Annotated in this window: 23 protein-coding genes; 12 read left to right on the forward strand and 11 right to left on the reverse strand. The window is 36.4% G+C overall.

Annotation, left to right across the window (positions count from 1 at the left end):
* Positions 1-12: 12 nt before the first annotated feature.
* Positions 13-1,791 carry an arginine--tRNA ligase gene (argS, locus tag JEM65_RS11590; RefSeq protein WP_199599615.1) on the reverse strand — a complete coding sequence of 593 codons (1,779 nt, stop codon included), beginning with the start codon at positions 1,789-1,791 and terminating at the stop codon, positions 13-15.
* A 554-nt stretch (positions 1,792-2,345) separates the two neighbouring features.
* Here argS and JEM65_RS11595 point away from each other — a divergent pair.
* Positions 2,346-4,403: a tetratricopeptide repeat-containing sensor histidine kinase gene (locus JEM65_RS11595; protein ID WP_199599617.1), complete on the forward strand. Its 2,058-nt coding sequence runs from the start codon at positions 2,346-2,348 to the stop codon at positions 4,401-4,403.
* Between the two features lie 43 nt (positions 4,404-4,446).
* Here JEM65_RS11595 and ctlX read toward each other — a convergent pair whose 3' ends face one another.
* The gene (gene ctlX, locus JEM65_RS11600; protein WP_199599619.1) at positions 4,447-5,379 is read right to left on the reverse strand and encodes a citrulline utilization hydrolase CtlX; all 933 of its coding nucleotides are present in this window, start codon (positions 5,377-5,379) and stop codon (positions 4,447-4,449) included.
* Positions 5,380-5,676: 297 nt separating this feature from the next.
* Here ctlX and JEM65_RS11605 point away from each other — a divergent pair, with 297 nt between their 5' ends.
* On the forward strand, positions 5,677-7,383 hold the full coding sequence (locus JEM65_RS11605; protein ID WP_199599747.1) for a M14 family metallopeptidase: 1,707 nt from the start codon (positions 5,677-5,679) through the stop codon (positions 7,381-7,383).
* A 134-nt stretch (positions 7,384-7,517) separates the two neighbouring features.
* Here the strand turns inward: JEM65_RS11605 and nhaA are convergent, their stop codons facing one another.
* Together nhaA and JEM65_RS11615 are read right to left on the reverse strand one after the other, a co-directional pair.
* Complete coding sequence (gene nhaA, locus JEM65_RS11610) at positions 7,518-8,849, reverse strand: Na+/H+ antiporter NhaA (RefSeq protein WP_199599621.1); 1,332 nt, start codon at positions 8,847-8,849, stop codon at positions 7,518-7,520.
* A gap of 491 nt (positions 8,850-9,340) precedes the next feature.
* On the reverse strand, positions 9,341-10,114 hold the full coding sequence (locus tag JEM65_RS11615; protein WP_199599623.1) for a carbonic anhydrase family protein: 774 nt from the start codon (positions 10,112-10,114) through the stop codon (positions 9,341-9,343).
* Positions 10,115-10,261: 147 nt separating this feature from the next.
* Here JEM65_RS11615 and JEM65_RS11620 point away from each other — a divergent pair, with 147 nt between their 5' ends.
* Entirely contained in the window at positions 10,262-10,936 is a 675-nt protein-coding gene (locus tag JEM65_RS11620; protein WP_199599625.1) for a TetR/AcrR family transcriptional regulator, read from the forward strand.
* A gap of 56 nt (positions 10,937-10,992) precedes the next feature.
* Here JEM65_RS11620 and JEM65_RS11625 read toward each other — a convergent pair whose 3' ends face one another.
* The gene (locus tag JEM65_RS11625) at positions 10,993-11,574 is read right to left on the reverse strand and encodes an NUDIX hydrolase (protein ID WP_199599749.1); all 582 of its coding nucleotides are present in this window, start codon (positions 11,572-11,574) and stop codon (positions 10,993-10,995) included.
* Between the two features lie 138 nt (positions 11,575-11,712).
* Here JEM65_RS11625 and pyrE point away from each other — a divergent pair, with 138 nt between their 5' ends.
* Complete coding sequence (pyrE, locus tag JEM65_RS11630) at positions 11,713-12,357, forward strand: orotate phosphoribosyltransferase (RefSeq protein WP_199599627.1); 645 nt, start codon at positions 11,713-11,715, stop codon at positions 12,355-12,357.
* A gap of 81 nt (positions 12,358-12,438) precedes the next feature.
* The gene (locus JEM65_RS11635; RefSeq protein WP_199599629.1) at positions 12,439-12,837 is read left to right on the forward strand and encodes an SRPBCC family protein; all 399 of its coding nucleotides are present in this window, start codon (positions 12,439-12,441) and stop codon (positions 12,835-12,837) included.
* Here JEM65_RS11635 and JEM65_RS11640 read toward each other — a convergent pair.
* The gene (locus tag JEM65_RS11640; RefSeq protein ID WP_199599631.1) at positions 12,834-13,565 is read right to left on the reverse strand and encodes a biotin--[acetyl-CoA-carboxylase] ligase; all 732 of its coding nucleotides are present in this window, start codon (positions 13,563-13,565) and stop codon (positions 12,834-12,836) included. The two genes, JEM65_RS11635 and JEM65_RS11640, sit on opposite strands and share 4 nt — an antisense overlap.
* Positions 13,566-13,660: 95 nt before the next feature.
* On the opposite strand from JEM65_RS11640, the gene rsfS reads away from it, so the two are divergent.
* The 6 genes from rsfS to JEM65_RS11670 all read left to right on the forward strand — a co-directional run bounded on the left by rsfS (position 13,661) and on the right by JEM65_RS11670 (position 18,596).
* The gene (gene rsfS / locus JEM65_RS11645; RefSeq protein WP_199599636.1) at positions 13,661-14,032 is read left to right on the forward strand and encodes a ribosome silencing factor; all 372 of its coding nucleotides are present in this window, start codon (positions 13,661-13,663) and stop codon (positions 14,030-14,032) included.
* A gap of 10 nt (positions 14,033-14,042) precedes the next feature.
* Positions 14,043-16,061, forward strand: a complete 2,019-nt coding sequence (gene ftsH / locus JEM65_RS11650) for an ATP-dependent zinc metalloprotease FtsH (protein WP_199599643.1) — start codon at positions 14,043-14,045, stop codon at positions 16,059-16,061.
* A 121-nt stretch (positions 16,062-16,182) separates the two neighbouring features.
* Positions 16,183-16,788 carry an LUD domain-containing protein gene (locus tag JEM65_RS11655; protein ID WP_199599645.1) on the forward strand — a complete coding sequence of 202 codons (606 nt, stop codon included), beginning with the start codon at positions 16,183-16,185 and terminating at the stop codon, positions 16,786-16,788.
* Positions 16,789-16,868: 80 nt separating this feature from the next.
* Entirely contained in the window at positions 16,869-17,690 is an 822-nt protein-coding gene (locus tag JEM65_RS11660) for a phosphatidate cytidylyltransferase (RefSeq protein WP_199599647.1), read from the forward strand.
* Complete coding sequence (locus JEM65_RS11665; protein WP_199599649.1) at positions 17,680-18,333, forward strand: phosphatidylserine decarboxylase family protein; 654 nt, start codon at positions 17,680-17,682, stop codon at positions 18,331-18,333. Before JEM65_RS11660 ends, JEM65_RS11665 begins: the two co-directional genes overlap by 11 nt.
* Positions 18,330-18,596, forward strand: a complete 267-nt coding sequence (locus JEM65_RS11670) for an acyl-CoA-binding protein (protein ID WP_199599651.1) — start codon at positions 18,330-18,332, stop codon at positions 18,594-18,596. Before JEM65_RS11665 ends, JEM65_RS11670 begins: the two co-directional genes overlap by 4 nt.
* An 856-nt stretch (positions 18,597-19,452) precedes the next feature.
* Here the strand turns inward: JEM65_RS11670 and JEM65_RS11675 are convergent.
* Complete coding sequence (locus JEM65_RS11675; protein ID WP_199599751.1) at positions 19,453-20,367, reverse strand: dimethylarginine dimethylaminohydrolase family protein; 915 nt, start codon at positions 20,365-20,367, stop codon at positions 19,453-19,455.
* Positions 20,368-20,429: 62 nt separating this feature from the next.
* On the reverse strand, positions 20,430-21,716 hold the full coding sequence (locus JEM65_RS11680; RefSeq protein WP_199599659.1) for a citrate synthase: 1,287 nt from the start codon (positions 21,714-21,716) through the stop codon (positions 20,430-20,432).
* A 277-nt stretch (positions 21,717-21,993) separates the two neighbouring features.
* Here JEM65_RS11680 and JEM65_RS11685 point away from each other — a divergent pair, with 277 nt between their 5' ends.
* Positions 21,994-22,722, forward strand: coding sequence for a DUF481 domain-containing protein (locus JEM65_RS11685; protein WP_199599661.1), 729 nt, complete (start codon positions 21,994-21,996; stop codon positions 22,720-22,722).
* Between the two features lie 10 nt (positions 22,723-22,732).
* Here the strand turns inward: JEM65_RS11685 and eno are convergent, their stop codons facing one another.
* The 3 genes from eno to rplQ all read right to left on the reverse strand — a co-directional run bounded on the left by eno (position 22,733) and on the right by rplQ (position 25,916).
* Complete coding sequence (gene eno / locus JEM65_RS11690; RefSeq protein WP_199599663.1) at positions 22,733-24,025, reverse strand: phosphopyruvate hydratase; 1,293 nt, start codon at positions 24,023-24,025, stop codon at positions 22,733-22,735.
* A 209-nt stretch (positions 24,026-24,234) separates the two neighbouring features.
* A complete protein-coding gene (gene carA, locus JEM65_RS11695) occupies positions 24,235-25,338 on the reverse strand; it encodes a glutamine-hydrolyzing carbamoyl-phosphate synthase small subunit (protein WP_199599671.1) in 1,104 nt (367 codons plus the stop codon).
* 86 nt (positions 25,339-25,424) lie between these two features.
* Complete coding sequence (rplQ, locus tag JEM65_RS11700; protein WP_199599673.1) at positions 25,425-25,916, reverse strand: 50S ribosomal protein L17; 492 nt, start codon at positions 25,914-25,916, stop codon at positions 25,425-25,427.
* Between the last annotated feature and the right edge of the window lie 126 nt (positions 25,917-26,042).

A 26,042-nucleotide genomic window follows, 5' to 3' on the forward strand; every position in this document is an offset into this window, starting at 1 on the left:
GGGCTGAATAAATTACATACGTTCAGGAACGTCAATACCTAATAAACCAAAGGCCTTTTTAATTGTCACGGCAACTTTACGAGACAACGCTACTCTGAAGGCTTTTTCGTTTTCATTTTCAGCACCTAAAATAGAGACATTTTGATAAAAAGAGTTGAATTCCTTTACCAAATCATACGTATAGTTTGCCACTAACGCTGGGCTATGATTTTCTGCCGCATTTTGTATCACTTCTGGGAATAACAAGAGTTGTTTGATCAATTCCTTTTCCTTTTGATGAAGCTCAATTGATTTTAAATCTAAAGATGCGTTAGCATCGGCTTTTCTTAGGATGGATTGAATTCTGGCGTAGGTATATTGAATAAACGGACCCGTATTTCCTTGAAAATCGATGGATTCTTTTGGATCAAAAAGAATGCGTTTTTTAGGATCGACTTTTAAAATGTAATATTTTAAAGCCCCAAGTCCGATAGCTTTGTAAAGTTCTGACTTTTCTTCAGAAGAATAGCCTTCCAATTTACCCAACTCTACTGAAATTTCTGCAGCCGTTTGTGCCATTTCAACAATCAAATCGTCAGCATCAACAACAGTCCCTTCCCTACTCTTCATTTTGCCTGAAGGCAAATCGACCATTCCATAACTTAAATGGAATAAGTTTTTAGCCCATTCAAAACCGAGTTTCTTGATGATTAAAAACAACACCTGAAAGTGGTATTCCTGTTCGTTACCAACAGTATAAACCATTCCGCCAACATCCGGAAAATCCTTCACACGTTGGATAGCGGTTCCAATATCTTGGGTCATATACACCGCAGTGCCATCAGAACGTAGGACAATTTTCTCATCCAAACCATCTTCTGTTAAATCACACCACACTGAACCATCTTCTTTTTTAAAAAACACACCTGATTTCAACCCTTCTGCCACAAATTCCTTTCCTAAAAGATAGGTTTGACTTTCGTAATACAAATTATCAAAATCGACGCCTAAGTTTTTATATGTTTCTTCAAAACCTTTGTAAACCCAAGCATTCATTGTTTCCCAGAGCGCCACCGTTTCTGCATCGCCAGCTTCCCATTTTTGGAGCATTTCTTGGGCTTCAATTAAAATAGGCGCTTCTTTTTTAGCTTCGTCTTCAGTTTTACCTTGAGCGATTAAGTCTTGAATTTCTTTCTTATATTCCTTATCAAATTTAACGTAATAATTGCCTACTAACTTATCCCCTTTTAACCCAAAGGACTCTGGGGTTTCTTCATTTCCAAAGCGTTTCCACGCCAACATACTTTTACAAATATGGATACCACGATCATTAATGATCTGGGTTTTATAGACTTTTTTGCCAGAAGCTTTCAGTATTTCGGCAACACTGTAACCTAATAAGTTGTTTCTGATGTGCCCTAAATGCAAAGGTTTATTGGTGTTTGGCGAAGAGTACTCTACCATAACGGCTTTATCTTCTGGCTGAGCGGCTACACATCCAAAGTTGTCATTATCTTTAATTGTTTCAAAAATCTCAAGATAATGCACAGGATCAATTTCTATATTTAGAAATCCTTTAACCACGTTAAAAGACTTGACTATTTCAAGTTTTCTCAAGAGATATTGACCAATTTGCTCGCCAATTTGTACAGGATTCCCTTTTACTACGCGCAACATTGGAAAAATAACCACCGTCACATCGCCCACAAATTCTTTTCGGGTAGATTGTAATTCTACCGACTCTAAATTGGCGTCAAAAATATCATTTACTACTTTCTTTACCTGATGTATTATGGTTTCCTGAAGGTTCATCTCATGTTAAATTTAAGTGTGCAAAGATAGGATTTTAATTAAAATTTTTAGGAGGTAAAACGGTATAATTGTGAATGGCTATAAGATGATAAATGTAACCAGACACCCCTAAACTTCCGTTCAATAGGAATTGAACGTTCTTATCAATAAAAGTGAATTTTTATAGGAAACCAAAAGTGGATCCAACTCTAATCCGTTCTATTGATTTTAAACACGCTAATCAACCATCTCAACACAACTTATGAGTCTTGCTCATTTATGGATGAAAGTGTCGTTTTTCTAGGATATTTACCATTCATCGGAGAACTTGTTTTCTCCTTAAAAGCTTGTAGTCACTTTAACTAATAAATTGGCAGTAAGACCTAAAAATTAGCTTTTTGAAACCCTTTTATCCATTTTTGGTGAAGCTATTAATCAAGGTCCCAAAAAACGTTGATAAATCTAAAAAGAATCCTTAACAGCATTGTTATTGTATTTTGTGAACGTGCCTCACCTCTCCCTCAAGGCAAGCTCAACTCACATCAACATTACAATTTATAACTAATTGCAAAAAAATGAAACGGTTAATCGCGTTGGCTGCCTTTTTTGCTGTCTTTTATGGTCATTCCCAAACCAGAGAGATTGATAGTCTCGCTATACAATTAGCTTATCAAAAGCAAAATTCTTCCAAAGTAGATACGTCCATCCACCTCATCAAAGCGCTATACAAAGCTGAAGAGTATCAAAAGGCACTCCTGTATATTTCTGAGACCGAGCAGCTGTCTCTATCTACAAACTATCCTAAAGGTGTGGCAGAGGCCAATTACTTTAAGGCGCTTATCTATGCCAAAAAAAATGATTACTTCAACGCCATTGACCATTTTAATAAATCAAAAAAAATATATCAACAACTTAAAGATACGCTAGGTATTGCCAAAGTAAGCAATAGTATTGGACTTGTAGAAATCAAAAGAGGGAATTACAGTACCGGATTGGTAAATTCACTATCGGCCATTCGGATATTTGAAGAGCGCAATCTTTATGAAGACCTTAGCTTGGCTTATAATAATTTGGCAGAAGCCTATTACAATACCAATCAAGTTGATAAGGCACTTGAATTTAATTTGAAGGCACTTCGCGTAAGCGAGCGACTGCAGGATAGTACTGGCATTAAAATGTCGACAAAAAATATCGCGGAATTATATTCTAAGCGCAAAGAACACCGAAAGGCGATTGATTATTATGAAGATGTGTTAGCTATGATCAATCTGCAAACCGATCAGTCCCTAAAAGGAGAAGTTTTACCACGCATTGGAGAAGAATATTTAAACATTAAGGCGTATGACAAGGCTTCGGAATATTTGGCAGAAGGCTTAAAGTACAATAGGGCCATTAATGATTCCGAAGGAATTTTACGAGCCTTAAACTCTATCGGGTCTTTGAATCTTAAACAAAACAAAACCCGACTTGCAGAACGCCAAATATATGAAGCGCATGAATTGGCAAAAAGTGCAAAAAACCAAGAGGAGCTTTTAAAAAACTACAAACTCTTAATGACTTTGGACTCTTCAAAAGGGAGATTTCAAAACGCTTTCCGTTGGCAAAGAGAGTATTTTAACCTTAAACAATATTTGGAACTCGAGAACCAACCCCAAATTCCTATAAATACAGATTCAATTGAAGAATCTTTGAGTACTGAAGCTGAAAATGAAGCGCTTTATATGCCATCGGGCGATAAGGGTTCGAACAATACAAAACAGGTAAAAAATTTACAACTCCTTTCTTATGCTTTGATTGTTGGTTTTTTGGGGGTGTTGACCTTTTTACTATTGATTTACTTAAAAAGAAAAAATACAATTAAATACACCCGAGAACTTGAAGAAAAAAATGCGCAAATTCAGCTTCAAAACGATGCTATTTTAGAACAGACACATCATCTAGAAGAAATAAACAAAGTTAAAGACCGACTATTTTCTATCGTTTCCCATGACTTAAAAGACTCCATTTCCTCCATCAAAGGATTTCTAGACTTATTAAATGAAGACAGTATCAGTAGAGAAGAATTTAATGAATTGATTCCTGAATTGAGTGAAAATGCCAATAATGCATCCTTATTACTCTTCAACCTATTAAATTGGTCTAAATCTCAAATGCAAAGCTTACAACCCAAACCTGAGCTTTTTAATATTCAAGATATCTTTCACAGCAAGCTCAATTTGGTAGATCAAAAAGTGGAGCAAAAACGCATTGTGGTTATAGATGAATCTCAAGAAGATTTTATTTATGCGGATAAGAGTATGGTAGAAATTATCATACAAAACCTCCTTACCAACGCTGTAAAATTCAGTCGTGTGGGCGACATTATTACAGTTTCCAATAGAGATGTTGGCGGGAAATCCCTGATTTGTGTGGAAGATACCGGTGTGGGCATTTCAAAAGAGAACCTCTCTAAACTGTTTCAGAATAATAATTTCACCACCGTAGGGACTCAAAATGAAAAAGGCACTGGCTTAGGTTTGACCATCTGCAAAGAATTGGTTGAACTTAATAATGGGCGTATTTGGGTAGAAAGCACTCCCAATGTAGGCACGAAATTTTATGTAGAACTCCCTAAGGTTAAAGTGGAGAACTAAGCCAAAAAAGGTAGAAGTGGGCCACTACAGACTTTAAAACTTGTTATGCTTTTGGCAAAAAGACTTCCGCCATCATACAGCGTGCACTTCCACCTCCACAGGTCTCTATAGTTTCCAAATCGCTTGACAGGATATCGCAATACGAGGACAGCTTTTCAAGTTGTGCTGTTGATAAACTATCGTGCGCCGCTTTACTCATGACTAAATAACATTTTCCTTCCGCCCCACTTACTTGCAACATATTGCCTGCAAAATGGTGCATTTGTTTCTCTGTTATCGCAATAATCTCTTTGCCATCCTCTTTAAGATGCTTCAACACACTTTTGCGTTCCTTCTTATCGTCAATACTATCTGAACATATCACTGCAAAAGTCTCACCAAGACACATCATCACATTGGTATGGTAAATTGGCAAACGTTGGTCGTCCACAGTTTGATAGGCCGTAAAGATGATTGGGTGGTAATCAAAATCCTCACAAAACTCTATAAACAGGTCTTCATCTGCTCTGGCTGATAACGCGCAATACGCTTTTCGGTTAACACGGTCCAAGACAATACTTCCGGTGCCTTCTAGAAAAAGCTGATCTTCTTCGGCACTTGTATAATCAATGATATTTTTAATTTCGAAACCTTCTTTTTCCAACCGTAAAAACAAATCTTCGCGACGTTCTTTTCTACGGTTTTCCGCAAACATTGGATACAACCCCAAATCTCCGTTTTCATGAAAACTAACCCAGTTATTTGGGAAAATTGAATCTGGAGTGTCATTCAATTTATCATCCTCTTCCACAATTACATTAACACCTACAGCCCTCAGATTATCAACAAACGCATCAAATTCGGCTTGTGCTTTTTTGTTGATTTCAGAATTTTTTATATCTAAATCTTCCTGAAAATAATTATTGACCGCCGTTTGTTCGTTCATCCTAAAATTTACGGGACGAATCATTAAGATTGTATTTGTGGTTTGTTGCATATTGAAGTTGATTTTATGCTTCCAAAATTAGTTTAAATTGACTAATTTTGGAAGCATATGTGCTTTTAATTCAGGACAAATATAGTAGACATTTTCAATCATTAATTCCTAAAAAATTGCCTCGTTATTTTGGCCTAAACAGTATTTAAAACGGATGCGACCTGTATAGTGGTAAACCGTATAGAACTTAATGTCAAAACTTGATTGATGGTTTCTAATGTGATTGTTCTAGCATTAATTGACAATTAATTGTAATTGAAACCAATTCTTAATGAAAACCACTTTTTTTTCCTTTTAATAGGACTCTTTGTAGTTGCCCAAACCAAAAATCCATCACAAGATTTTCTGACGGTTTTTGAAAAAAGTAACGGACTTGAAACAGGCACCTATCAACAAGTCATTACGTATTACAAATTACTGGCAAACACCAATCCAGAAATTCAATTGGACAGTTTGGGCATGACAGATTCTGGTAAACCTTTGCACATGGTCACCTATAATCCAGATGGGATCTTCGACTTTGAAATGATCAGGAACACAAAACAAATCATGCTGATCAATAACGGGATCCACCCCGGAGAACCGGATGGTATTGACGCAACCATGCTATTATTCAGAGATTTGGCACAAGGAAAAATGGACAGTCCAAAGCATACGGTGCTGGTAACAATTCCCATATATAACGTGGGTGGAAGTTTAAACAGGAATACCACCACGCGCACCAATCAAGATGGGCCAAAAGAATATGGTTTTAGAGGCAACGCTAGAAATTACGATTTGAATAGAGATTTTATTAAAGCCGACACTAAAAATGCACGTGCTTTTACGCAAATCTATCACTTGGTGCAACCGGCGGTTTTTATTGATAATCACGTGAGTAATGGCGCCGACTATCAATACACCATAACCCATCTATTTACACAACACAATAAATTGGGTGGCGCGTTGGGACGCTATCTTCATACCGAAATGATGCCGACTCTAGAGCAAAACCTAGCGGACAAAAATTGGGACATTACCCCGTATGTCAATCTCTTTAATGAAGTGCCTGAAGCAGGCTTTAGTCAGTTTAATGATTCGCCGCGCTATTCTACAGGCTATACGGCCTTGTTCAATACCTTAGGGATGATGGTAGAAACCCATATGCTCAAAGCCTACAAGCCCCGGGTTGAAGGCACTTACGAATTGATGAAAAGCATGATGGACATTATAGAGAGAGACCATCAAAAAATTAATGATTTGCGCGCGCATGCCATCAAAGAATTACAAGCCATCAAAACCTATCCATTAGCGTGGGCTGTAGACACAACCAAAGCTTCTACGCTGCAATTTAAGGGCTATGAAGGCAAGATGATCCCTAGTGCTATTACCGGAAGTAACCGACTACACTATGATCGGAATAAACCATTTACCAAAGAAGTAGCGTATCAAAATTATTTTAAGCCAACTATTCAAGTCACCATACCAAAAGCTTATATCATTCCTCAAGGCTGGTGGTCTGTTATTGACCTTTTAAAATTAAACCAAGTTGAGATGAGAGTTCTTGAAAAGGACAGCATGATTAGAGTTGAAAGCTATAAAATAAACAGCTACCAAACTCGGAGTGAAGCTTATGAAGGACATTATCAACATTACGATACAAAAATTGTTGCCGTCAATCGTGATATAAGGTTTAAAAAGGGCGATTATTATATTTTAACCAATCAAAAAGCCTTTAGATATTTGATGGAAACTTTAGAACCGGAGGCGCCCGATTCGTTTTTTAATTGGAATTTCTTTGACACGATTCTGCAGCAAAAAGAAGGTTTTTCACCTTATGTCTGGGAAGATATGGCTGCCGAATTATTAATGAATAATGCAGATTTAAAAGGGACTTTTGAAGCCAAAAAGAAAGCAGAACCAGATTTCTCAAAAAATTGGTATGCCCAATTGGATTGGCTACATAAGCAGAGTTCCAATTATGAAACGGCGCATTTGCAGTATCCTGTTTATCGGATTAAGTGAGGTTGTGTTTTGAGCACATTTCAATTTTCATATTTTTCAATATAGAGTAGGGATCCTTGCTCCTTTCCTATTGGTCATATTATTGCAGGAGATATAAGGATCAGCTTGAGACTCCAGCAAAAATAAGCGTCTAATTAAGGTCTTTCAAAGATATTACTTTTAAGATGTGGTTTTTTGGTTGAGTTACGTGCCAAGATAAAATAACCAATCAATGCTGAAGACAAGGACCCGATGAGAATACCTATTTTGGCAGAGTCGAGATATTCAGGCCTAGTAGCAAAAGCGAGACTTGCAATAAAAATGGACATTGTAAAGCCTACACCAGCAATAAAGGAAACTCCTATTATATGACGCCCATTTATTCCTGTAGGAATTGCAATCCAGCGCATTCTTTTTGCTAAAAATATTAAAGAGGTAATTCCAACGCTCTTTCCTACAACTAAACAGATGATTATTGTAATAATAAGCGATTGCTCTAACGAAATTTCTGTATTCAATACTACTCCAGCGTTGGCTAGAGCGAAAAGAGGAATTATAAAATAGGCTACCCAATTGTGCAAGCGGTGTTCCAAATGCTGTAATGGCGATTGGTATTTTGCTGTCCAATCTTCAAGGTTGTCGATTTCCTGAATTTGTATTTCAGAAAGCACGGGACTTAATTTTTCTGGATTGCTTTTGATATTATCTGAAATAGCATTTAGTGAGGTCACAAAAGTTGTCGTATTTATGTTTTGTCTTAACGGAACTGAAAATGCCAATAAGACTCCTGCAATTGTAGGATGTAGTCCGCTCTTCAAAAATAAAAACCACACCATAGCACCTACTACAATTAATACAAACTTTGAATAAACACCCTTATAGGCAAGAAAATAAAGCATAGCCAAAAGCCCTAGAGCGAGGACAAGCATTAGTATTTGTATGCTACCACTGTAAAAAACGGCAATGATAAGGACAGCGGCCATATCATCAATAATAGCGAAGGCCGTTAGAAAAATTTTGAGGGCCATCGGGACTTTATCGCCAAGTAATTTTAGAATTGCCAATGCAAAGGCTATATCTGTAGCCATCGCTATGCCCCAGCCCTTGGCAGTTTCAGGATTTTGGTTAATGATTATAAACAATACGACTGGCAAAATCATACCACCTAAAGCACCAACGAGTGGGAAAACCAGTTTTTTGGTGGTGTTCAGCTCGCCAATCAAAAACTCACGCTTTATTTCCAAACCAATCACAAAAAAGAAGATGGCCATGAGTAAGTCATTAATCCATAACAGCAAAGGTTTGTAAAGTTCAAACCCTGTAAAGCTAAATCCTACTTTACTATTCCAAAGCGAAACATAGCTGTCAGAAAATGGTGAATTTGCCCAAATTAGCGCAATAATAGTAGCAACAATTAATAATATGCCGCTAAAACTTTCAATTTTAGTGAATTTCTGAAAAGGTGTTAGGATTTTTTTGACTAACATGGCTTGAGTTTAAAAAATTAAAAAAGGTACTGTGATGTTTGAAAATGTTTTTTTTGAGATGAGAAAGACTCATATTTCTGTTAAATTCAAGCTTAAAATCTTAATAAGGAATAGAAATAAATCAAAGAAGTAAAAGTTTTCAATGTATTTTGTTTGATGTCTTTACATTTTAAGAATTGAAAAATAAACCACTATGGATTTGAAACCCATAGTTTTAAACAAAAGAATGAAATTCTTTTCTGAAAATAGTTTGTCATTCCGAATGAGGCACGAAGAGGAATCTCAATATTATAAGATTTCTCGTCACTCGTTCCTCGCTCTGTCGAAATGACAAAATATCCTTAAAAATTTATAGAAACTAAAGTAACTGCAATGGATCCCGATAGCTATCGGGAGCAGGGTTTTTACCTTTAACTAGATAATAAAAGAGCGGTCAACTTGATTCAAAACTGATATGGAAGATGCACTGATCGTTTTGACCGCTCAATAATCTATTCATTCAAAAAGACAACCTTTCCAGTTGAAAGATCATAGTTGGCACCTACAATTTTTATTTCTCCATTTTCAACCATTTCTGCCAACACAGGACTTTGGACAAGGGTTTCTTCTAAGTTTAGCAGTATATTTTTCTCTATTACCGCATCTACAAAAACTGCGTTTTTAGAAGTTCTCTGAGAAGCTTCAGTTGGCTCCTCAACCGCCGCTACGGCAGGTTGAATTTTTTGTAACAAAGAGGTTAGGTTACCAAGTTCAGCTTTATCAATAGCGCCCTTAACGGCACCACAGTTTTCGTGGCCCATAATAACCACCAGCTTAGCTCCTGCAATTTTCGTTGCAAATTCCATACTTCCCAATTGGTCAGTATTTACAAAATTTCCGGCAACACGACCAACAAATATATCGCCAATGCCTTGATCAAACACATCTTCCACAGGCACGCGGCTATCCACACAACTAAGAATAATGGCTTTAGGGTATTGCCCTGTTTTTGTTTTTCTTACCTGCTCACTGTGATCTCGATTTGTAGCGCGCTGGTTAATAAAACGCTCGTTGCCCGCTTTTAAATCGTCTATGACCATTTGTGGGGTGAGTTTTTCTTGATCTTCCTTAGTCATGACATGGGTCACTACTTCTTGTTCTTCCAAGGAGTTCTGAACGGTCGTCGATTCTTCAATTGTATTGGGATCTTCCTTGCATGAGAAGAGCATGGTGGTGCCACCTAAAATTAGTACTGCAAGCGATAATGTAATTTTATTTGTTTTCATGTTGTGTTTTTTTAAATATATGTTCAATATTTTGCTACAAATATATAAATACTTTTTTAAATANNTATTTAAAAAAGTATTTATATCAGATAACTATGTCAACCTTTCATTTATAATTGTTTAGCTTTGTACCTTTAAGATTCAATTATGTCAGTAGAAATTAAAATATCCTTAAACGATGGCATCTATTTAAAAGATCCACAAGACTCTCCATTGGGGCGAAATATCTTAAAGCATAGTATTCTACTTATTGATAAAGTAGGTTTTGAGGCTTTCAATTTCAAAAAATTGGCACTTGAAATGGGCTCCACCGAAGCTTCAGTTTATCGTTATTTTGAAAACAAGCACGCATTGCTCCTCTATCTGGTTGCTTGGTACTGGGGATGGGTATCCTATCTTATCAAAATAAATACAATGAATATTGACAATCCACAAAAGAAACTTGAAATTATCATACATTCTTTTGTTTCTGCATCTGTAGACAACCCGAGTACGGAATATATTGATGAGAACAAACTACACAATATTATCATTGCCGAGGGCACCAAGGCGTACAGAACCAAAGAAGTAGATAGGGAAAATGGAAAAGGTTTTTTTAAGAATTACCAGCAGCTCATTACAACTGTAGCCGACGTGATTTTGGAAATCAATCCAAAATTTGAATATCCCTACGCACTAGCTAGTAGTTTATTTGAAATGTCAAATGATCATCTCTACTTTGCCAAACATTTACCAAAGCTTACAGATATTAAAGAAGAACAAAATAAATACTCTGGTGTGGAACACATGCTCTATTATTTCTCGAATAAATTATTAAGTTAAACAGTGTAGTTCAGCAACTCTGATTGACACACTTACAATAAACTTTAAATTTTAAGTTATACCAATATCTTAATATTGGCATAAGAATTGTCCATCGCATTTTTAATTTGCTTCGGATTGAGCCATTCTACTTTTGTAATACCTTCATCTTCCTGAGGCTCCATACACCCGTTGTAAGCAGTTTTCATTTCAAACCAATAAGTGATTTTTAATTGATGTCTGCCATTGCGCTTAAAAATATGATAGGTGGTTTCTAAAGGGGCGATAATTTTTAATCCGTTGACTTTTGTCTCTTCTTCCACCTCACGTAATGCGGTTTCTTCAATACTCTCGTTCCCTTCTATTTTACCTTTTGGTAAATCCCACTTATCATTTCTGTAAATAAAGAGCACTTCGCCTTTATCATTAAAAACTTTCCCACCACCCGCAATTACATTGGGCAATAATTTAAGAAATGATTTCAAAAGTTTATCCTCACTTTTACCAATCAATCGAACACCTTCTATATCAGAAATATTGAGTTCTTTGATGACTTTTCCAATATTTACGGTACTCAAAAGATAGTTTTTGAAATCTTTCTCTTTTCTGACTTTTGTCGTGAGAATAATAGGCTTGTCATTAACAAAAACTTTATACATGTTTTCCTTCGTCAAAATATTGAATTTGTAAAAATATAATTTTTTGAATGACAGCAGCAATTTTGAAAATAATTTTTTCAGTAATTTTTTCAGTAATTTTTTGAATTTAAAATCTATAAATTTGTTTAATTTTGCATCATGATTTTCAATAAACAAACCGCTAAAAAAACCGCAGAGCTGCTATTGCAGATTCACGCGATAAAACTTCAGCCAAGTCAACCGTTTACCTGGGCTTCTGGCTGGAAATCTCCAATATATTGTGACAATCGTATTGTCCTTTCCTATCCGCCCATTCGCAATTACGTGCGCGAAACTATGGCAAAACATATTGAGCAACACTATGGCAAACCAGATGTTATAGCAGGTGTGGCCACAGGCGCCATAGGTATAGGTGTTTTGGTAGCGGAATATTTAGGACTGCCGTTTGTGTACGTGAGACCAGAAGCTAAAGGCCATGGGCGCCAAAACCAAATTGAGGGCTATATCGAAAAAGGACAGAACGTAGTGGTGGTCGAAGATTTGATCAGCACAGGAAACAGCAGCCTTAATGCCGTTAAAGCTCTTCAAGAAGCTGGCGTTAATGTTAAAGGTATGATTGCGATCTTCTCTTACGGATTTGGAGTGGCGATTAACAACTTTAAGGAAGCGAACGTTACTTTGCACACACTGAGCAACTACGAATGTCTTTTAGATCAAGCATTAGACACTAAGTACATTACTACTAAAGAACAAGAAGTTTTAGCAGCATGGAACGCTAGTCCTAGTGAATGGAATGCTCTTTGAGATATAACCATTTCAAATTAGTGTATATTCTTTTTTTGATGTCCACTAAAATTTAATCATTAAAAAAAACAACATACTATAATGAATTTACAATCACCTAAAGTAACCGTTGAGAAAAACCCACAGGAAGTTTTCGATTTCTTGTCAGACGTAAAAAATTTTGAACAATTAATGCCTGAGAACATCAGTAAATTTGAAGTTTTGGGTGAGGATAAGTTTTTATTTGCCCTTAAGGGAATGCCGGAAATTGTATTGAAGAAAAAAGATGCTGTGGCACCTCATAAGATTGTATTGGGAGCCGCTGGTGGAAAATTAGATTTCTCTTTAACTGGCGATATTCGAGAAACTGGGGATGATCAAAGTGAAGTGAAGCTGACTTTTGAAGGCGATTTTAACGCTATGATGGGCATGATGATTAAAGGCCCTATATCTAAATTTATTGAAACTTTAGTGGGCAATATGCCAAAAGCAATTAACTAATACATCAGCACGACTTCTTTAAAATCAAAACTTTTAATGATATTGCCCTCTACTCGTACTAAGAGTTGACCATTATCTGATATTCCAATAATGTATCCAGAAAACACTGAACCTTCAGCATTTTTAAATGTTGAAGGTTTATTTTTTCTAAACAACTGCGATTCGTATTTGGCTTTTAAGACCTTGAATTGTTTAGTCTTCAAATAATTAAAGTGAATTTCAATCTGTTTTAAAACAGCATCCAACACTTCATCCAAATTATAAACTTGACCTGAAAGCAATAATAAGGATGTTGCTGACGGTAATCCCGTAAAATCCGTCTGGTTCACATTTAATCCAATCCCAATTACAGACCCCGTAATGACATTCAATTTAATGACATTTTCAATTAAAATACCGGCAATCTTTTTATTGTCTGACAAAATGTCGTTAGGCCATTTCACTTTTATATCCTTCATTCCTAAGCTGTTTAAGCCATCATAAACGGCTAATGACACGGCCATACTGATATAAAAATGTTGGGTAAGCTGTAAAAACGATACATCCTTAAACACACTAAAGGTAAGGTTCTTAGCCTCCTGAGAGTCCCAAACCGTCCCCATTTGACCTCTACCCTGGGTTTGTAATTTAGCCACTACTGCTAAGCCGTCTTCAGCACCCCCTGCCACACTTAGCTTTTTTAAGTAAGTGTTGGTCGAATCAATGGCATCAAGTTTGATAATACGCATGTGCAAGCTTTGGATAAATTATAATTTTCTTATGAGATTTTAAGGCTTAAAACAACTAAAATTATAATAACTTTGCACAAATTTAATTCAAATTAATGGCGAAAGAAAATAATAACTCAGATGAACTGATTACCACCATCATAGCTGGTATAGAAGACATCAAAGGAAACGATATAAAAATTCTCGATCTACGGGAGATTGAAAATACAGTTTGTGACTACTTCATTATTTGTGATGGAAACTCAAACACACAAGTTAACGCCATTGTTAATGCCGTCCAAAAGAAAGTCAGTAAGGCACTTAAAGATCATCCTTGGCATGTTGAAGGAAGTGAAAATGCGGAATGGGTTTTAATGGATTACGTCAATGTAGTAGTGCATGTATTTCAGAAGCATATTAGACAATACTATGATATTGAAAGCCTCTGGGGGGACGCTAAAACAACCGTTATAGAAACTAGTTACTAAAAAAAGATTAATGTCAAAAGAAAATAAAAATTTAAACAAAAAACCAAAGTTAAGTCCTTACTGGATTTATGGTTTGGTGATTGCTGCTTTTTTTGCGGTACAAGTATTCTCAGGAGGTTTTGGCGGACAGGATGCAAAAAGCACCACCCCTTCTCAGTTTTTTGATTATTTGCAAAGAGGCGATGTTGCCAAAGTTGAAATAGTCAATAACAGAGAAGCCAAGGTTTATTTGACGGAAGAAGCATTAAACACTGATACCCATAAGGGTACCAAACCAAACAATATACTTCCCACGGTAACACCTGGCCCTAACTATAGGTTTGAATTTGGTGATTTGGCACTTTTTCAAGAAGAAGTCAGAACTATTATTAGTGAAAACAACCTGAGCAACACAGAAGTTACTTTTGAGACCGAACAAAATGTTTGGGGAGATTTCCTATTAGGTCTGTTACCATTTGTACTGATTATTGGTGTTTGGATTTTTATAATGAAACGTATGTCATCAGGCGGCGGCGGCGGTGCTGGCGGACAGATTTTCAATATTGGAAAGTCAAAAGCAAAGTTGTTTGATGAAAACACTGATGTAAAGACGTCTTTTAAAGATGTTGCCGGATTGGAAGGTGCGAAAGAAGAAGTACAAGAAATTGTAGACTTTTTAAAAACTCCTGAAAAATATACATCTTTAGGTGGTAAGATCCCTAAAGGAGCACTTTTAGTAGGACCTCCAGGCACTGGTAAAACATTATTGGCGAAAGCAGTAGCAGGAGAAGCGAAAGTACCGTTCTTCTCATTGTCTGGTTCTGATTTTGTGGAAATGTTTGTAGGGGTAGGAGCTTCTAGAGTTAGAGATTTATTTAAGCAAGCCAAAGAGAAATCGCCTTCTATCATTTTTATTGATGAGATTGACGCTATTGGTCGTGCTAGAGGTAAAAATGCGATGTCAGGTTCTAATGATGAACGTGAAAACACTTTGAATCAGTTATTAACTGAGATGGATGGCTTTGGAACCAACACTAACGTGATTGTTATTGCGGCAACCAATAGAGCTGATATATTAGATAAAGCACTTATGCGTGCGGGCCGTTTTGACAGACAGATTTTTGTTGACCTTCCGGATATTGTAGAACGTAAAGAAATTTTTGAGGTCCATTTAAGACCGATTAAGAAAGCTGAAGATCTAGACATTGATTTTCTTGCCAGACAAACACCTGGATTCTCTGGGGCAGATATTGCCAACGTTTGTAACGAAGCGGCTTTAATTGCGGCTCGTAAAGGTAAAAAAGCTGTAAATAAGCAAGATTTCTTAGATGCCGTAGATAGAATTATAGGCGGTCTTGAGAAGAAAAATAAAATCATTACTGTTGACGAAAAACGCGCAGTGGCTTTTCATGAAGCTGGACACGCAACCATTAGTTGGATGCTGGAACATGCAGCACCTTTGGTAAAAGTGACTATCGTACCTCGAGGACGCTCTTTAGGTGCCGCTTGGTACTTACCAGAAGAACGCCTTATTGTAAGAACAGAGCAAATGCTTGACGAAATGTGCGCCGCTCTTGGTGGTCGTGCTGCCGAGAAGGTGATCTTTGATAAAATTTCTACCGGTGCTTTGAGCGATTTGGAAAAAGTTACAAAACAAGCTCGTGCCATGGTTACGGTTTACGGATTGAGTGAAAAAGTGGGGAATTTAACCTACTACGATTCTTCAGGACAATCTGAATATGGTTTCACTAAACCTTATAGTGAGCAAACTGCTGAATTGATTGATAAGGAGATTTCTGCGATCATTGAAGAACAATATGCACGTGCCATCAAAATCCTTGAAGAGAATAAGGATAAATTGACAGAATTAGCTGAAGAGTTACTTGAAAAAGAAGTTATTTTTAAAGATAATTTAGAACGCATTTTTGGAACGCGACCTTTTGAAAAGGATGTGTTAGAACGTAAAAGAATCCAAAATGAATCAACGGTTATCTCTGAAGAAATCAAGGTTCCCGTTGAGGACATCAAAAATGATAAGCCTATAAATTAAATCCAGTATTTCAAATACATATAAAAAACTTAAATTAATCAAATGTTAATTTAAGTTTTTTTATATTTGAGGTAATCATTATTAAAACTAGGGAAAAACCTAGGTTTATAGCACCTACTACATGAGTCTATTTCGTAAAATTTTCGGCTTGAAAAACACGCCAGAAGATAGCATAAAAAGCGAAGAGAGAGGCAGATATATGCCTGAAATCAAGCTACCTATAGACGAAAAATTTACCATAAATTTTAAGGCTAATGGTGGGAAATTTCTGTATTGTGAAAATATGGAAGAAATCTACAAGACCTTAAAACAGATTATTCAAGAAAATAATTGGGAAGACAAGAACGTTTTTTTACTCGATTCAAGACTAAAAGAACTTTTTAAGGATTTTGGGCTTCAGGATTCTAAAAAACCATCAGAAAGCGAGTATTTTCTGTCTACTTGCGAATATCTCATCGCAGAAGATGGCTCTCTATTGATCTCATCCAACCAGATTGCCGAAAAGAGGCTAAGAGATTTACCTGCCAACTTTGTCATCTACGCTACTACAAGTCAATTTGTTGAAAATATCGGAGAAGGCTTAAGAGGTATCAAGAATAACAACAAAGACAGAATTCCTACCAACATCACTACTATCAAACATTTCAAGACTTTAGAAGATAAAGACTTTCTTACTTATGGAAGTAGCTCAAAAAACCTATATTTGTTGCTACTCGAAGATCTATAATGAAACCTTTTACTTTATTCTATGTTCAGAAGTCTATTACAATTCTGCCATCTGTTATTAAACCAACTTAAGATTCACAGATGAAAGAACTTAGCACAAGAGCCATTTCTGGCGCTATCTATATCTCATTGCTTATACTATCCATCTACTGGCAATATGCCCTGGTGGTTCTCTTTTTTCTTTTTGGCCTTATTTGTATGGCTGAGTTTAAAAAATTAATCCAGCTAGAAAGCAAAGCCCCGTACATTGTTTTTACAATAATGTACCTTGGTTTTAGTATTTGGGCGCTGATTCCTGAAACAGATACTGGTTTTAATGAAGCCATCCAAATTTTACAAACCATTACCATATTTGTGCAGCTATTTTTAATCAAGGATTTGTTTTCAGAAAAAACAATCCCTCTGTTTGAATCAAAACGCTTTATTCTCACAACATTCTATCTAACAAGTGCGTTTATATTTTTGATCATGATTGCCAACAATGGCAAAGAATTTACGCCTATGTTATTATTAGGCTGTTTTGTCCTGATTTGGGTTAATGATACCGGAGCCTATATTGTAGGAAAGAATTTTGGCAAACAAAAGCTGTTTCCTAGTGTGTCTCCAAAGAAAACATTTGAAGGCTTCTTAGGGGGTCTATTTTTTGCCTGTTTAGCCAGTTATTTTATTTCCAGGCTTACGGGAGAATTAGATTTTACACACTGGCTTATATTGGCTATCATTGCCAGTGTTTTTGGCACTTTAGGCGACTTGATTGAATCAAAGTTCAAAAGGCAAGCTGGTGTAAAAGACAGCGGTGTCATCATGCCTGGGCATGGCGGCTTGTTAGATCGATTAGATAGTATTATTTTTGCAGCACCATTTTTATATTTATTTTTAAGATTGTTCCCCTATGTTTCATAAAGAAGGCCATAAAATAGTCATGATCTCTATTGCACTAGTTGTTATAGCCATTATGGGCATTGATTATTTTGTCTTGTTACCTTGGCTCAGAACCACTTTAATGCTTGTCGTTTTAGCATTTTTTATCATCATCCTTCAGTTTTTTAGAAACCCGAAGCGTATTGGCTCACTCCATGACCATCATGTCTTATCTCCGGTAGACGGAAAGGTTGTGGTAATTGAAGAAGTTTTTGAAAATGAATTTTTTAAAGACCAACGCATTCAGGTGTCTGTATTCATGTCTCCAATAAATGTCCATGTAACACGCTACCCTATCGGCGGGAAAGTGTTGTATAGCAAATACCATCCTGGAAAATATTTAGTAGCATGGCATCCTAAAGCCAGTGAAGAAAACGAACGTACCACCGTAGTTGTAGAAAATGAATTTTTTGGTCAAGTCTTATACCGTCAAATTGCTGGCGCCTTGGCAAAACGCATTGTCAATTATGCCAAAGTAGATACTGAAGTAGCTCAAGGAACAGATTCAGGTTTTATAAAATTTGGGTCTCGAGTAGATTTGTTTTTACCGCTAGATGCCGATATAAAAGTAGCACTTAATCAAAAAGTGAAAGGTGGAATGACTGTGATTGCCGAAACAAAATGACTCCCGACAACTTAGATATTGAATTCCATGAGGCTGTAGACCGCATCAATAGCTATACAGGAGCTTTCCCTGCTGATTTGTTGCTACGTCTTTATGCCTATTACAAAAAGGCTACCAATGACTACTCTGGCCCTAGGGGCAAGAAGCCCATCATCAATGCGTTTAAGACTAACGCTCTCTTTCAGATAAAAAGCGTGTCTCAAGATGAGGCCAAACGCATCTATATTGATTTGGTGAATAATTATTTCTTATACGGGAAATAAAAATCAATTTTTACTACAAGATTTTTGCATTCCACTATCTTCTTTATTTTATATCTTAGATGCTCGGAGCGACTAATTTCAACTTTGCTTGACACCTAAATTTGTAAAATAACTTTATGGATTATAAAACCCTCATCAGGAAGGATTACCTTTTAAAATTATTCATAAGTGTACTCTATTTTTTAACAGCTAAGAACGTCATGCCTGTGACGGTATATTTAGCGATCGCTATTATTATAAGTATTTATTCTTTTCCTGTTAAATTGTTTTTAGGCGATGCGTTCTTCAAAGATTGAAAAAAGAAAAACATTCTGACTTCCCCCTCCTATTTCATCACGAGTAACATCATTGCACTTACCGCACTTGTGTTTTTTCAAGATGATACTGGATTTATCCATACTACCCTTAGCATATACGTTTGATAGATTTCGGGCTTTTGATTTACTTTTATATGTCGGAAAATATCAGCTACAACTTTATGCTGTACTGCTGTGTACTTCTTTTAACGTCCGCTAAATTTGTTGTGTAACTAGAGACATCAGCAAACAAAAAAACTGAAACAAAAAAAATTTCCTTTCTATCCCAGCTTTTTCTAATTAGAAATCATCAGTGTTCGGTAAAACAGGTAAAAAGTTTGCAAACCCCCTTAAAGCATGATCTGGTTCGAGAACTTAAAAATGACACCTTGTTTTTGAAACTAATTTCACTTAGAGTGATCGGGCAAATTTAATTTAGAATAACGACTGTTTAGCAGTCAGTTACAATCAAGTCTTTGTTCTTTTCCCGATAGTTATCGGGACTATAAGCGCAGCGATCTTAATTCTTTATCGGACAATAATGATTAGAAATAATCACCCTAATCTCTTATCAAGGGCATTGTACTGCATCGCAATAAGCCCTCTTGTTTAGCTATTTCAGCATAAGGCACTTCTTCTACTGTAAAACCCTGATCACGAAGCCAAGTATTTAGACGTGTAAAATTCCGTTCCGAAATAACGATATCTTCTGATATAGAGAATATATTACTGTTCATATGATACATTTCCTCACGGGTAATGTGGAATAGATTTTCGTTTCCAAACAAATTAACCAAATACAAATAATCGCTTTCTTCCCTAAACCCACTCTTATAAATTATGCCCTTGTCTTTCCCTACGGGTTGGAAGCAACAATCTAAATGCAGGGCATTATCTCTTGGTTCAATTCTTGATTTCACCAAATCAAATTCCTTCACAATTTTATGGGGAAATAATTCCTTTAAATAATTTACCCCTTCAATATTAGTACGAGCCGTAATATAATCTTTATAATCACTGCCTTTGTAAGTACCAATAAAGATATGGTCATTCCAGAGCATGACGTCACCACCTTCCACATGAACTTCTTCTGGAGGCCGAATAATTTTATCAGGATCAATTTGATCAATTACATATTGGATGGCATCTAACTCTTGCTCTCTGTCCGGTAGAATATTGGCCTTGATAAAAAGGTCATCGATCACAAAAGCAATATCTCTGGCAAAAATTTGGTTGTAGTCATTAATCTGATCTGGGCGGTACACTTCAACGCCATGTTTTTTGAAAATTTCAGCCACAGCCTCCATTTCTTTTATCATATCTGCTTCTATGGGGTACGTCCCTGCTTTGATATGTTCTAAAGATTTTGGATCATAAGCTTCTCCTATTTCTGGGGTTGGGCCATTACTAACGGCTGTCCCTAAAACAACGGCCCTTAATCGGGAGGTTTCGTTTTTAATATTTAGTTTTAGCATCATCTATCGTATAAAAAAAGCTCCATCGTTACAATGAAGCTTTATGCATTAATAAACTTATTTTAACGCTTTTCAATCGTTTTAAAAGACCGTAATGTTTCACCAATATAAACTTGTCTCGGCCTTCCAATTGGCTCCTTATTTAATCTCATTTCACGCCATTGTGCAATCCAACCTGGTAAACGTCCTAACGCAAACATAACCGTAAACATATCTGTTGGGATGCCCATTGCTCTGTAGATGATTCCTGAATAGAAATCGACGTTAGGATATAACTTACGATCAACAAAGTAAGGATCTTGCAACGCTTCCTTTTCTAAGGCTTTAGCTATTTCTAGGATTTTATCCTCCACACCCAAATCGTTTAATACTTCATCAGCAGCTTTTTTGATAATTTTAGCTCTAGGGTCAAAATTTTTGTACACCCGGTGCCCAAAGCCCATCAAACGGAATGGATCTTCTTTATCTTTAGCTTTTGACATGTATTTATCAGTATCTCCACCATCGGCATTAATACCTTCCAACATTTCCAACACAGCTTGATTGGCACCACCGTGAAGTGGCCCCCAAAGTGCAGAAATACCTGTTGAAAGCGATGCAAATAATCCAACATGTGATGAACCTGCAATTCTTACTGTAGATGTAGAGCAGTTTTGCTCATGATCAGCATGTAAAATCAATAATTTATCCAAAGCATTTAATACAATTGGATTCATTTTATAATCTTCATTAGGCTGTTTGAACATCATTTTTAAAATATTCTCTACATAACCTAAATTCTTATCACCATAATCTAATGGCAAACCATTTTTCTTTCGGAATGTCCATGCTACTAATACTGGAAATTTACCTAATATTTTACAAATAGCTTTGTACATATCCTCTTCAGAATCTACATTAACTGAAGATGGATTGAACGCTGTTAAGGCACTGGTAAGTGATGCAATAACACCCATTGGATGTGCTGATTTAGGAAATGCATCTACTATTTTCCGGATATCTTCATCTACAACAGATTGTGCTTTGATATCTGAATGGAATTTAGCCAATTGCGCCTTAGTAGGCAATTCACCAAAAATAAGTAAGAACGCTACTTCAAGAAAATCTGCCTTTTCAGCCAATTCTTCAATGGAGTAACCGCGGTATCTTAAGATTCCTTTTTCACCGTCTAAAAATGTAATGGCACTTTGGCAAGAACCCGTGTTTTTGTAACCCGGATCTAATGTAATAACACTATCTGTAGTACTTCTTAGCGTGCTGATATCAATGGCGACTTCGTTTTCAGTGCCTACAATCAGTGGGAATTTGTATGTTTTACCGTCTATTTCTAATGTAGCTTTGTCTGACATATATATTTATAAGTTTGTTTTGAATTTTGTATCTGATAAGATAGTCACGAATTTACGAAATATATCAGGATTTAGAAAGTAACTTAACAAGCATTTTAACAATTGTAATATTTATAAAAAGTATGTAATAACATGCTAAAGAGGGACAAATTGATAAGGATTTATTAATTTTGTGTTCCACAATTGTTACAAAGTACGTCCTCCTTTTCTCAAGGTGGATCAATACCTTATGTATTCAGAACGAGCTTATACTATGCGATTCTTAAATATCTTATTCATGTTGTTTAGTTATACTTGCGCACAAGCACAAGTCATCAATGTTGAGACGATGAGAAGAAAGACAGATTCTGCAAAATGGACTGGAGCTGTGAGTTTGGATGCAAGTTTAATTAAGAACAAAAACAGTATCTTTAAAATTGCTAACAAAGCTGATATTCAGTACAATAATAAAAAGGAGTTATGGCTTTTTGTCAATGATTTAAAGTTTGAAAAAGCAGCGGGAGAATCCTTTGTCAACAAAGGCACCCAGCATTTACGCTACAATCATAAAGTTACAGAAACCATAAAAATGGAAGGTTTTGTGCAAGCACAATACGATGCGATTTCAGAAATAGATTTTAGGGGATTGATTGGTGTAGGACCACGATTCAAGTTGACGTCTAACGAGGAGTATCGTTTTTACTTGGGCACTTTAATCATGTATGAATATGAACAGGCTTCAGAAGTTGAAGATCATAGAATTCATAAAGACATCCGCGGAAGCACTTATTTTTCTTTTAGTATGTATCCTAATGAAACTATTGGCATCATCAGCACGAGTTATTACCAACCACGATTGGATGCTTTAAAAGATTATAGACTGTCGAGCACCACGAGCATTCTGTTCAAGATTTGGGAGAATCTTGCCTTCAAAACAACTTTTACTTACAATTTTGATGCATATCCAGTGGTTACCATACCAAAAGCCCAATACGAGTTAACGAATGGGCTTTTATTTACGTTTTAAAACTTAAGTTTTAGTTTAGTTTAAAGGCATTGGTTTGTGGAAAATAGGCCACATTCTCCAATTCTTCCTCAATACGCAACAATTGATTGTATTTGGCCATACGATCACTACGTGATGCAGAACCTGTTTTAATTTGTCCACAGTTTAAAGCTACAGCTAAATCAGCAATAGTATTGTCCTCAGTTTCACCTGAACGATGAGACATTACTGAGGTGTAACCTGCATTGTGCGCCATATTAACCGCGGCAATAGTTTCGGTCAAGGTGCCTATTTGGTTAACTTTTATCAATATAGAGTTGGCAATACCTTCTTTAATCCCACGTGACAAACGCTCCACATTGGTTACAAATAAATCGTCACCCACTAATTGCACTTCAGTTCCAATTTTTTCGGTCAAATATTTCCAACCTTCCCAGTCATTTTCATCCATCCCATCTTCAATGGAAATAATTGGATATTTAGAGGCTAATTCTGCCAAGTAATCGGCTTGCTCTGTACTTGTTCTTACTTTCCCAGTAGCGCCTTCAAATTTGGTGTAATCATATTTACCATCCACATAAAATTCTGCGGCAGCGCAATCTAAAGCAATCATCACATCGTCACCCAACGTGTAACCTGCTTTATCAACCGCTTTTTTAATAGTATCCAATGCGTCTTCAGTGCCACCTGCCAAATTGGGTGCAAAGCCACCTTCATCTCCAACTGCAGTGCTTAAACCTCTGTCGTGCAATACCCTTTTAAGGTTATGGAAAATTTCAGTCCCCATTTGCATGGCGTGTGTAAAGTTTTTTGCCTTAACCGGCATGATCATAAATTCCTGAAATGCGATAGGCGCATCCGAATGTGAACCACCGTTAATAATATTCATCATTGGCACAGGAAGTGTGTTGGCAGAAACACCACCCACATATCTGTATAATGGCATGCCCAGCTCTCCTGCTGCTGCTTTTGCAACAGCTAAAGACACTCCTAAAATGGCATTAGCACCTAATTTTGATTTGTTTTTGGTACCGTCCAGATCAATCATCATTTGGTCAATCTTATTTTGTTCAAATACAGAAGTTCCTAAAAGTTCCTGAGCTATTTTAGTGTTGACGTTTTCAACGGCCTTGAGCACACCTTTGCCCATATACGCTTTTCCACCATCCCTAAGCTCTACTGCTTCATGTTCTCCTGTAGAGGCGCCTGAAGGTACCGCAGCGCGTCCCATGATTCCGTTTTCTGTTACTACATCCACCTCAATTGTTGGATTGCCACGTGAATCAAAAATTTGTCTTGCATGAATGTTGATGATGATGCTCATTGTATTCTATTATTTAATGTTATTGTTTGTTTTAAATTGATAAGACACCGAAAACCCAAAGCTTTACCGTGCCGCCATCGTCTTGCTAATTTACGAAATAGTTCCCCCAAAAGTTCCAACACGCCTTGAGATTTCCATTTAAAATAAGCGATAATGATTGCGCTATAAGAAAACCTCATGAAATGTGATGTTTTTTTAAGGTTTTATCATTATTTATTTTTTATGTTTTCTATAAATTGATCAAATAGATAAGAGGCGTCATGTGGTCCTGGACTTGCTTCTGGATGGTATTGTACCGAAAAGCAATTTTTAGACTTCATACGCATCCCTGCTACAGTATGATCATTTAAATGAAGGTGTGTAATTTCAAAATCTGGGTGCTGCTCTGTTTCTTCTTTATTAATTGCAAAACCATGATTTTGGGAAGTAATTTCGCCCTTACCAGTCAATAGATTCTTTACTGGATGGTTGATACCTCTGTGCCCATTATGCATCTTGTAGGTTGAAATTCCGTTAGCCAACCCAATAACTTGATGACCAAGGCAAATACCGAATAACGGCAAATTACGATCGATTATTTCTTTAGCCAAAGAAATCGCACTTTCCAAAGGCTCTGGATCTCCAGGACCGTTTGAAAGGAAGAAGCCGTCTGGATTAAATGCATTCATTTCCTCAAAACTGGCATTGTATGGAAACACTTTGATGTAGGCGTCTCGTTTAGCAAAATTTCTGAGAATATTCTTTTTAATCCCTAGGTCTAGCGCTGCAATACGATAGGTTGCATTTTCATCGCCTACAAAATAAGGTTCCTTGGTACTGACTTTAGAGGCCAATTCCAATCCATTCATATCGGGGACTTCTGCCAACTGTTTTTTTAAACCTTCAATATTATCTACGTCTGTAGATATGACCGCATTCATAGCTCCATTTTCTCTAATATAGGTAACTAAGGCACGCGTATCAACATCTGAAATTGCTAAAAGATTATTCTTATCAAAAAAATCTTCGAGAGATCCTTCAGCTGCTGGTCTTGAATAGTTATAACTAAAATTCTTACAAATCAACCCTGCAATTTTTATCGCGTCTGATTCTACTTCTTCTGAATGTGTACCATAGTTACCAATATGTGCATTAGTAGCTACCATTAATTGCCCATAATAGGAAGGATCTGTAAAAATTTCTTGGTATCCAGTGGTACCGGTATTAAAACAAACTTCTCCAAAGGCTGAACCTTCTTTGCCCACTGATTTACCGTGGAAAATTGTGCCATCTGAAAGTAGAATAATGGCTTTTTGTCGTTTATTATATTTCATAATTCGAAAAGAGTTTGGCAAAATTGCATAAAAAAAAGGATAAACTAAAATGTTTATCCTTTTTATATTTATAAATGTACACCCATTTATTCTTCTTCCTCGTTGGTTGCTTTTTTATCAACAGCTGGAGCAGCGGCAGGCGCGACAGCAGCATCAGATTTTTTAGAACGACCTCTACGGGTTGTTTTCTTTTTAGGTTGCTTATCTACATTGTAAATTTCATTGAAATCTACTAATTCAATCATTGCCATATCAGCGTTATCACCTAAACGATTTCCTAATTTGATGATACGTGTGTATCCTCCTGGACGATCGCCAACTTTTGGTGCAACATCTCTGAACAATTCAGCTACCGCTTCTTTTTGTCTGATTCTGCCATACACAATACGTCTGTTGTGTGTAGTGTCTTCTTTAGACTTAGTAATCAATGGCTCAACAAATTGCTTTAAAGCTTTTGCTTTTGCAACAGTTGTGTTGATACGCTTGTGCTCAATTAAAGAACAAGCCATGTTTGCCAACATTGATTTTCTGTGTGCGGTTTTACGACCTAAATGGTTTACTTTTTTTCCGTGTCTCATGACATTTTTGTTTACATCATCTTGCTACAATATCCGTTCGTCGGAGAGCAAATTATGATGGGTTATTTATTAATTTTTGATTTAAGAATTACGATTTCTTTAATCTAAAATCGTAAATCAACAATC

Origin of the sequence: Gelidibacter salicanalis, from assembly GCF_016469035.1 — a bacterium.
GTDB classification, from domain to species: Bacteria; Bacteroidota; Bacteroidia; order Flavobacteriales; family Flavobacteriaceae; genus Gelidibacter; species Gelidibacter salicanalis_A.

Excerpts from the sequence above, each read along its gene's own strand:
- argS (WP_199599615.1), bottom strand. The coding sequence starts at position 1,791 with ATGAACCTTCAGGAAACCATAATACATCAGGTAAAGAAAGTAGTAAAT.
- JEM65_RS11595 (WP_199599617.1), top strand. The coding sequence starts at position 2,346 with ATGAAACGGTTAATCGCGTTGGCTGCCTTTTTTGCTGTCTTTTATGGT.
- ctlX (WP_199599619.1), bottom strand. The coding sequence starts at position 5,379 with ATGCAACAAACCACAAATACAATCTTAATGATTCGTCCCGTAAATTTT.
- nhaA (WP_199599621.1), bottom strand. The coding sequence starts at position 8,849 with ATGTTAGTCAAAAAAATCCTAACACCTTTTCAGAAATTCACTAAAATT.
- JEM65_RS11615 (WP_199599623.1), bottom strand. The coding sequence starts at position 10,114 with ATGAAAACAAATAAAATTACATTATCGCTTGCAGTACTAATTTTAGGT.
- JEM65_RS11620 (WP_199599625.1), top strand. The coding sequence starts at position 10,262 with ATGTCAGTAGAAATTAAAATATCCTTAAACGATGGCATCTATTTAAAA.
- JEM65_RS11625 (WP_199599749.1), bottom strand. The coding sequence starts at position 11,574 with ATGTATAAAGTTTTTGTTAATGACAAGCCTATTATTCTCACGACAAAA.
- pyrE (WP_199599627.1), top strand. The coding sequence starts at position 11,713 with ATGATTTTCAATAAACAAACCGCTAAAAAAACCGCAGAGCTGCTATTG.
- JEM65_RS11635 (WP_199599629.1), top strand. The coding sequence starts at position 12,439 with ATGAATTTACAATCACCTAAAGTAACCGTTGAGAAAAACCCACAGGAA.
- JEM65_RS11640 (WP_199599631.1), bottom strand. The coding sequence starts at position 13,565 with ATGCGTATTATCAAACTTGATGCCATTGATTCGACCAACACTTACTTA.
- rsfS (WP_199599636.1), top strand. The coding sequence starts at position 13,661 with ATGGCGAAAGAAAATAATAACTCAGATGAACTGATTACCACCATCATA.
- ftsH (WP_199599643.1), top strand. The coding sequence starts at position 14,043 with ATGTCAAAAGAAAATAAAAATTTAAACAAAAAACCAAAGTTAAGTCCT.
- JEM65_RS11655 (WP_199599645.1), top strand. The coding sequence starts at position 16,183 with ATGAGTCTATTTCGTAAAATTTTCGGCTTGAAAAACACGCCAGAAGAT.
- JEM65_RS11660 (WP_199599647.1), top strand. The coding sequence starts at position 16,869 with ATGAAAGAACTTAGCACAAGAGCCATTTCTGGCGCTATCTATATCTCA.
- JEM65_RS11665 (WP_199599649.1), top strand. The coding sequence starts at position 17,680 with ATGTTTCATAAAGAAGGCCATAAAATAGTCATGATCTCTATTGCACTA.
- JEM65_RS11670 (WP_199599651.1), top strand. The coding sequence starts at position 18,330 with ATGACTCCCGACAACTTAGATATTGAATTCCATGAGGCTGTAGACCGC.
- JEM65_RS11675 (WP_199599751.1), bottom strand. The coding sequence starts at position 20,367 with ATGCTAAAACTAAATATTAAAAACGAAACCTCCCGATTAAGGGCCGTT.
- JEM65_RS11680 (WP_199599659.1), bottom strand. The coding sequence starts at position 21,716 with ATGTCAGACAAAGCTACATTAGAAATAGACGGTAAAACATACAAATTC.
- JEM65_RS11685 (WP_199599661.1), top strand. The coding sequence starts at position 21,994 with ATGTTGTTTAGTTATACTTGCGCACAAGCACAAGTCATCAATGTTGAG.
- eno (WP_199599663.1), bottom strand. The coding sequence starts at position 24,025 with ATGAGCATCATCATCAACATTCATGCAAGACAAATTTTTGATTCACGT.
- carA (WP_199599671.1), bottom strand. The coding sequence starts at position 25,338 with ATGAAATATAATAAACGACAAAAAGCCATTATTCTACTTTCAGATGGC.
- rplQ (WP_199599673.1), bottom strand. The coding sequence starts at position 25,916 with ATGAGACACGGAAAAAAAGTAAACCATTTAGGTCGTAAAACCGCACAC.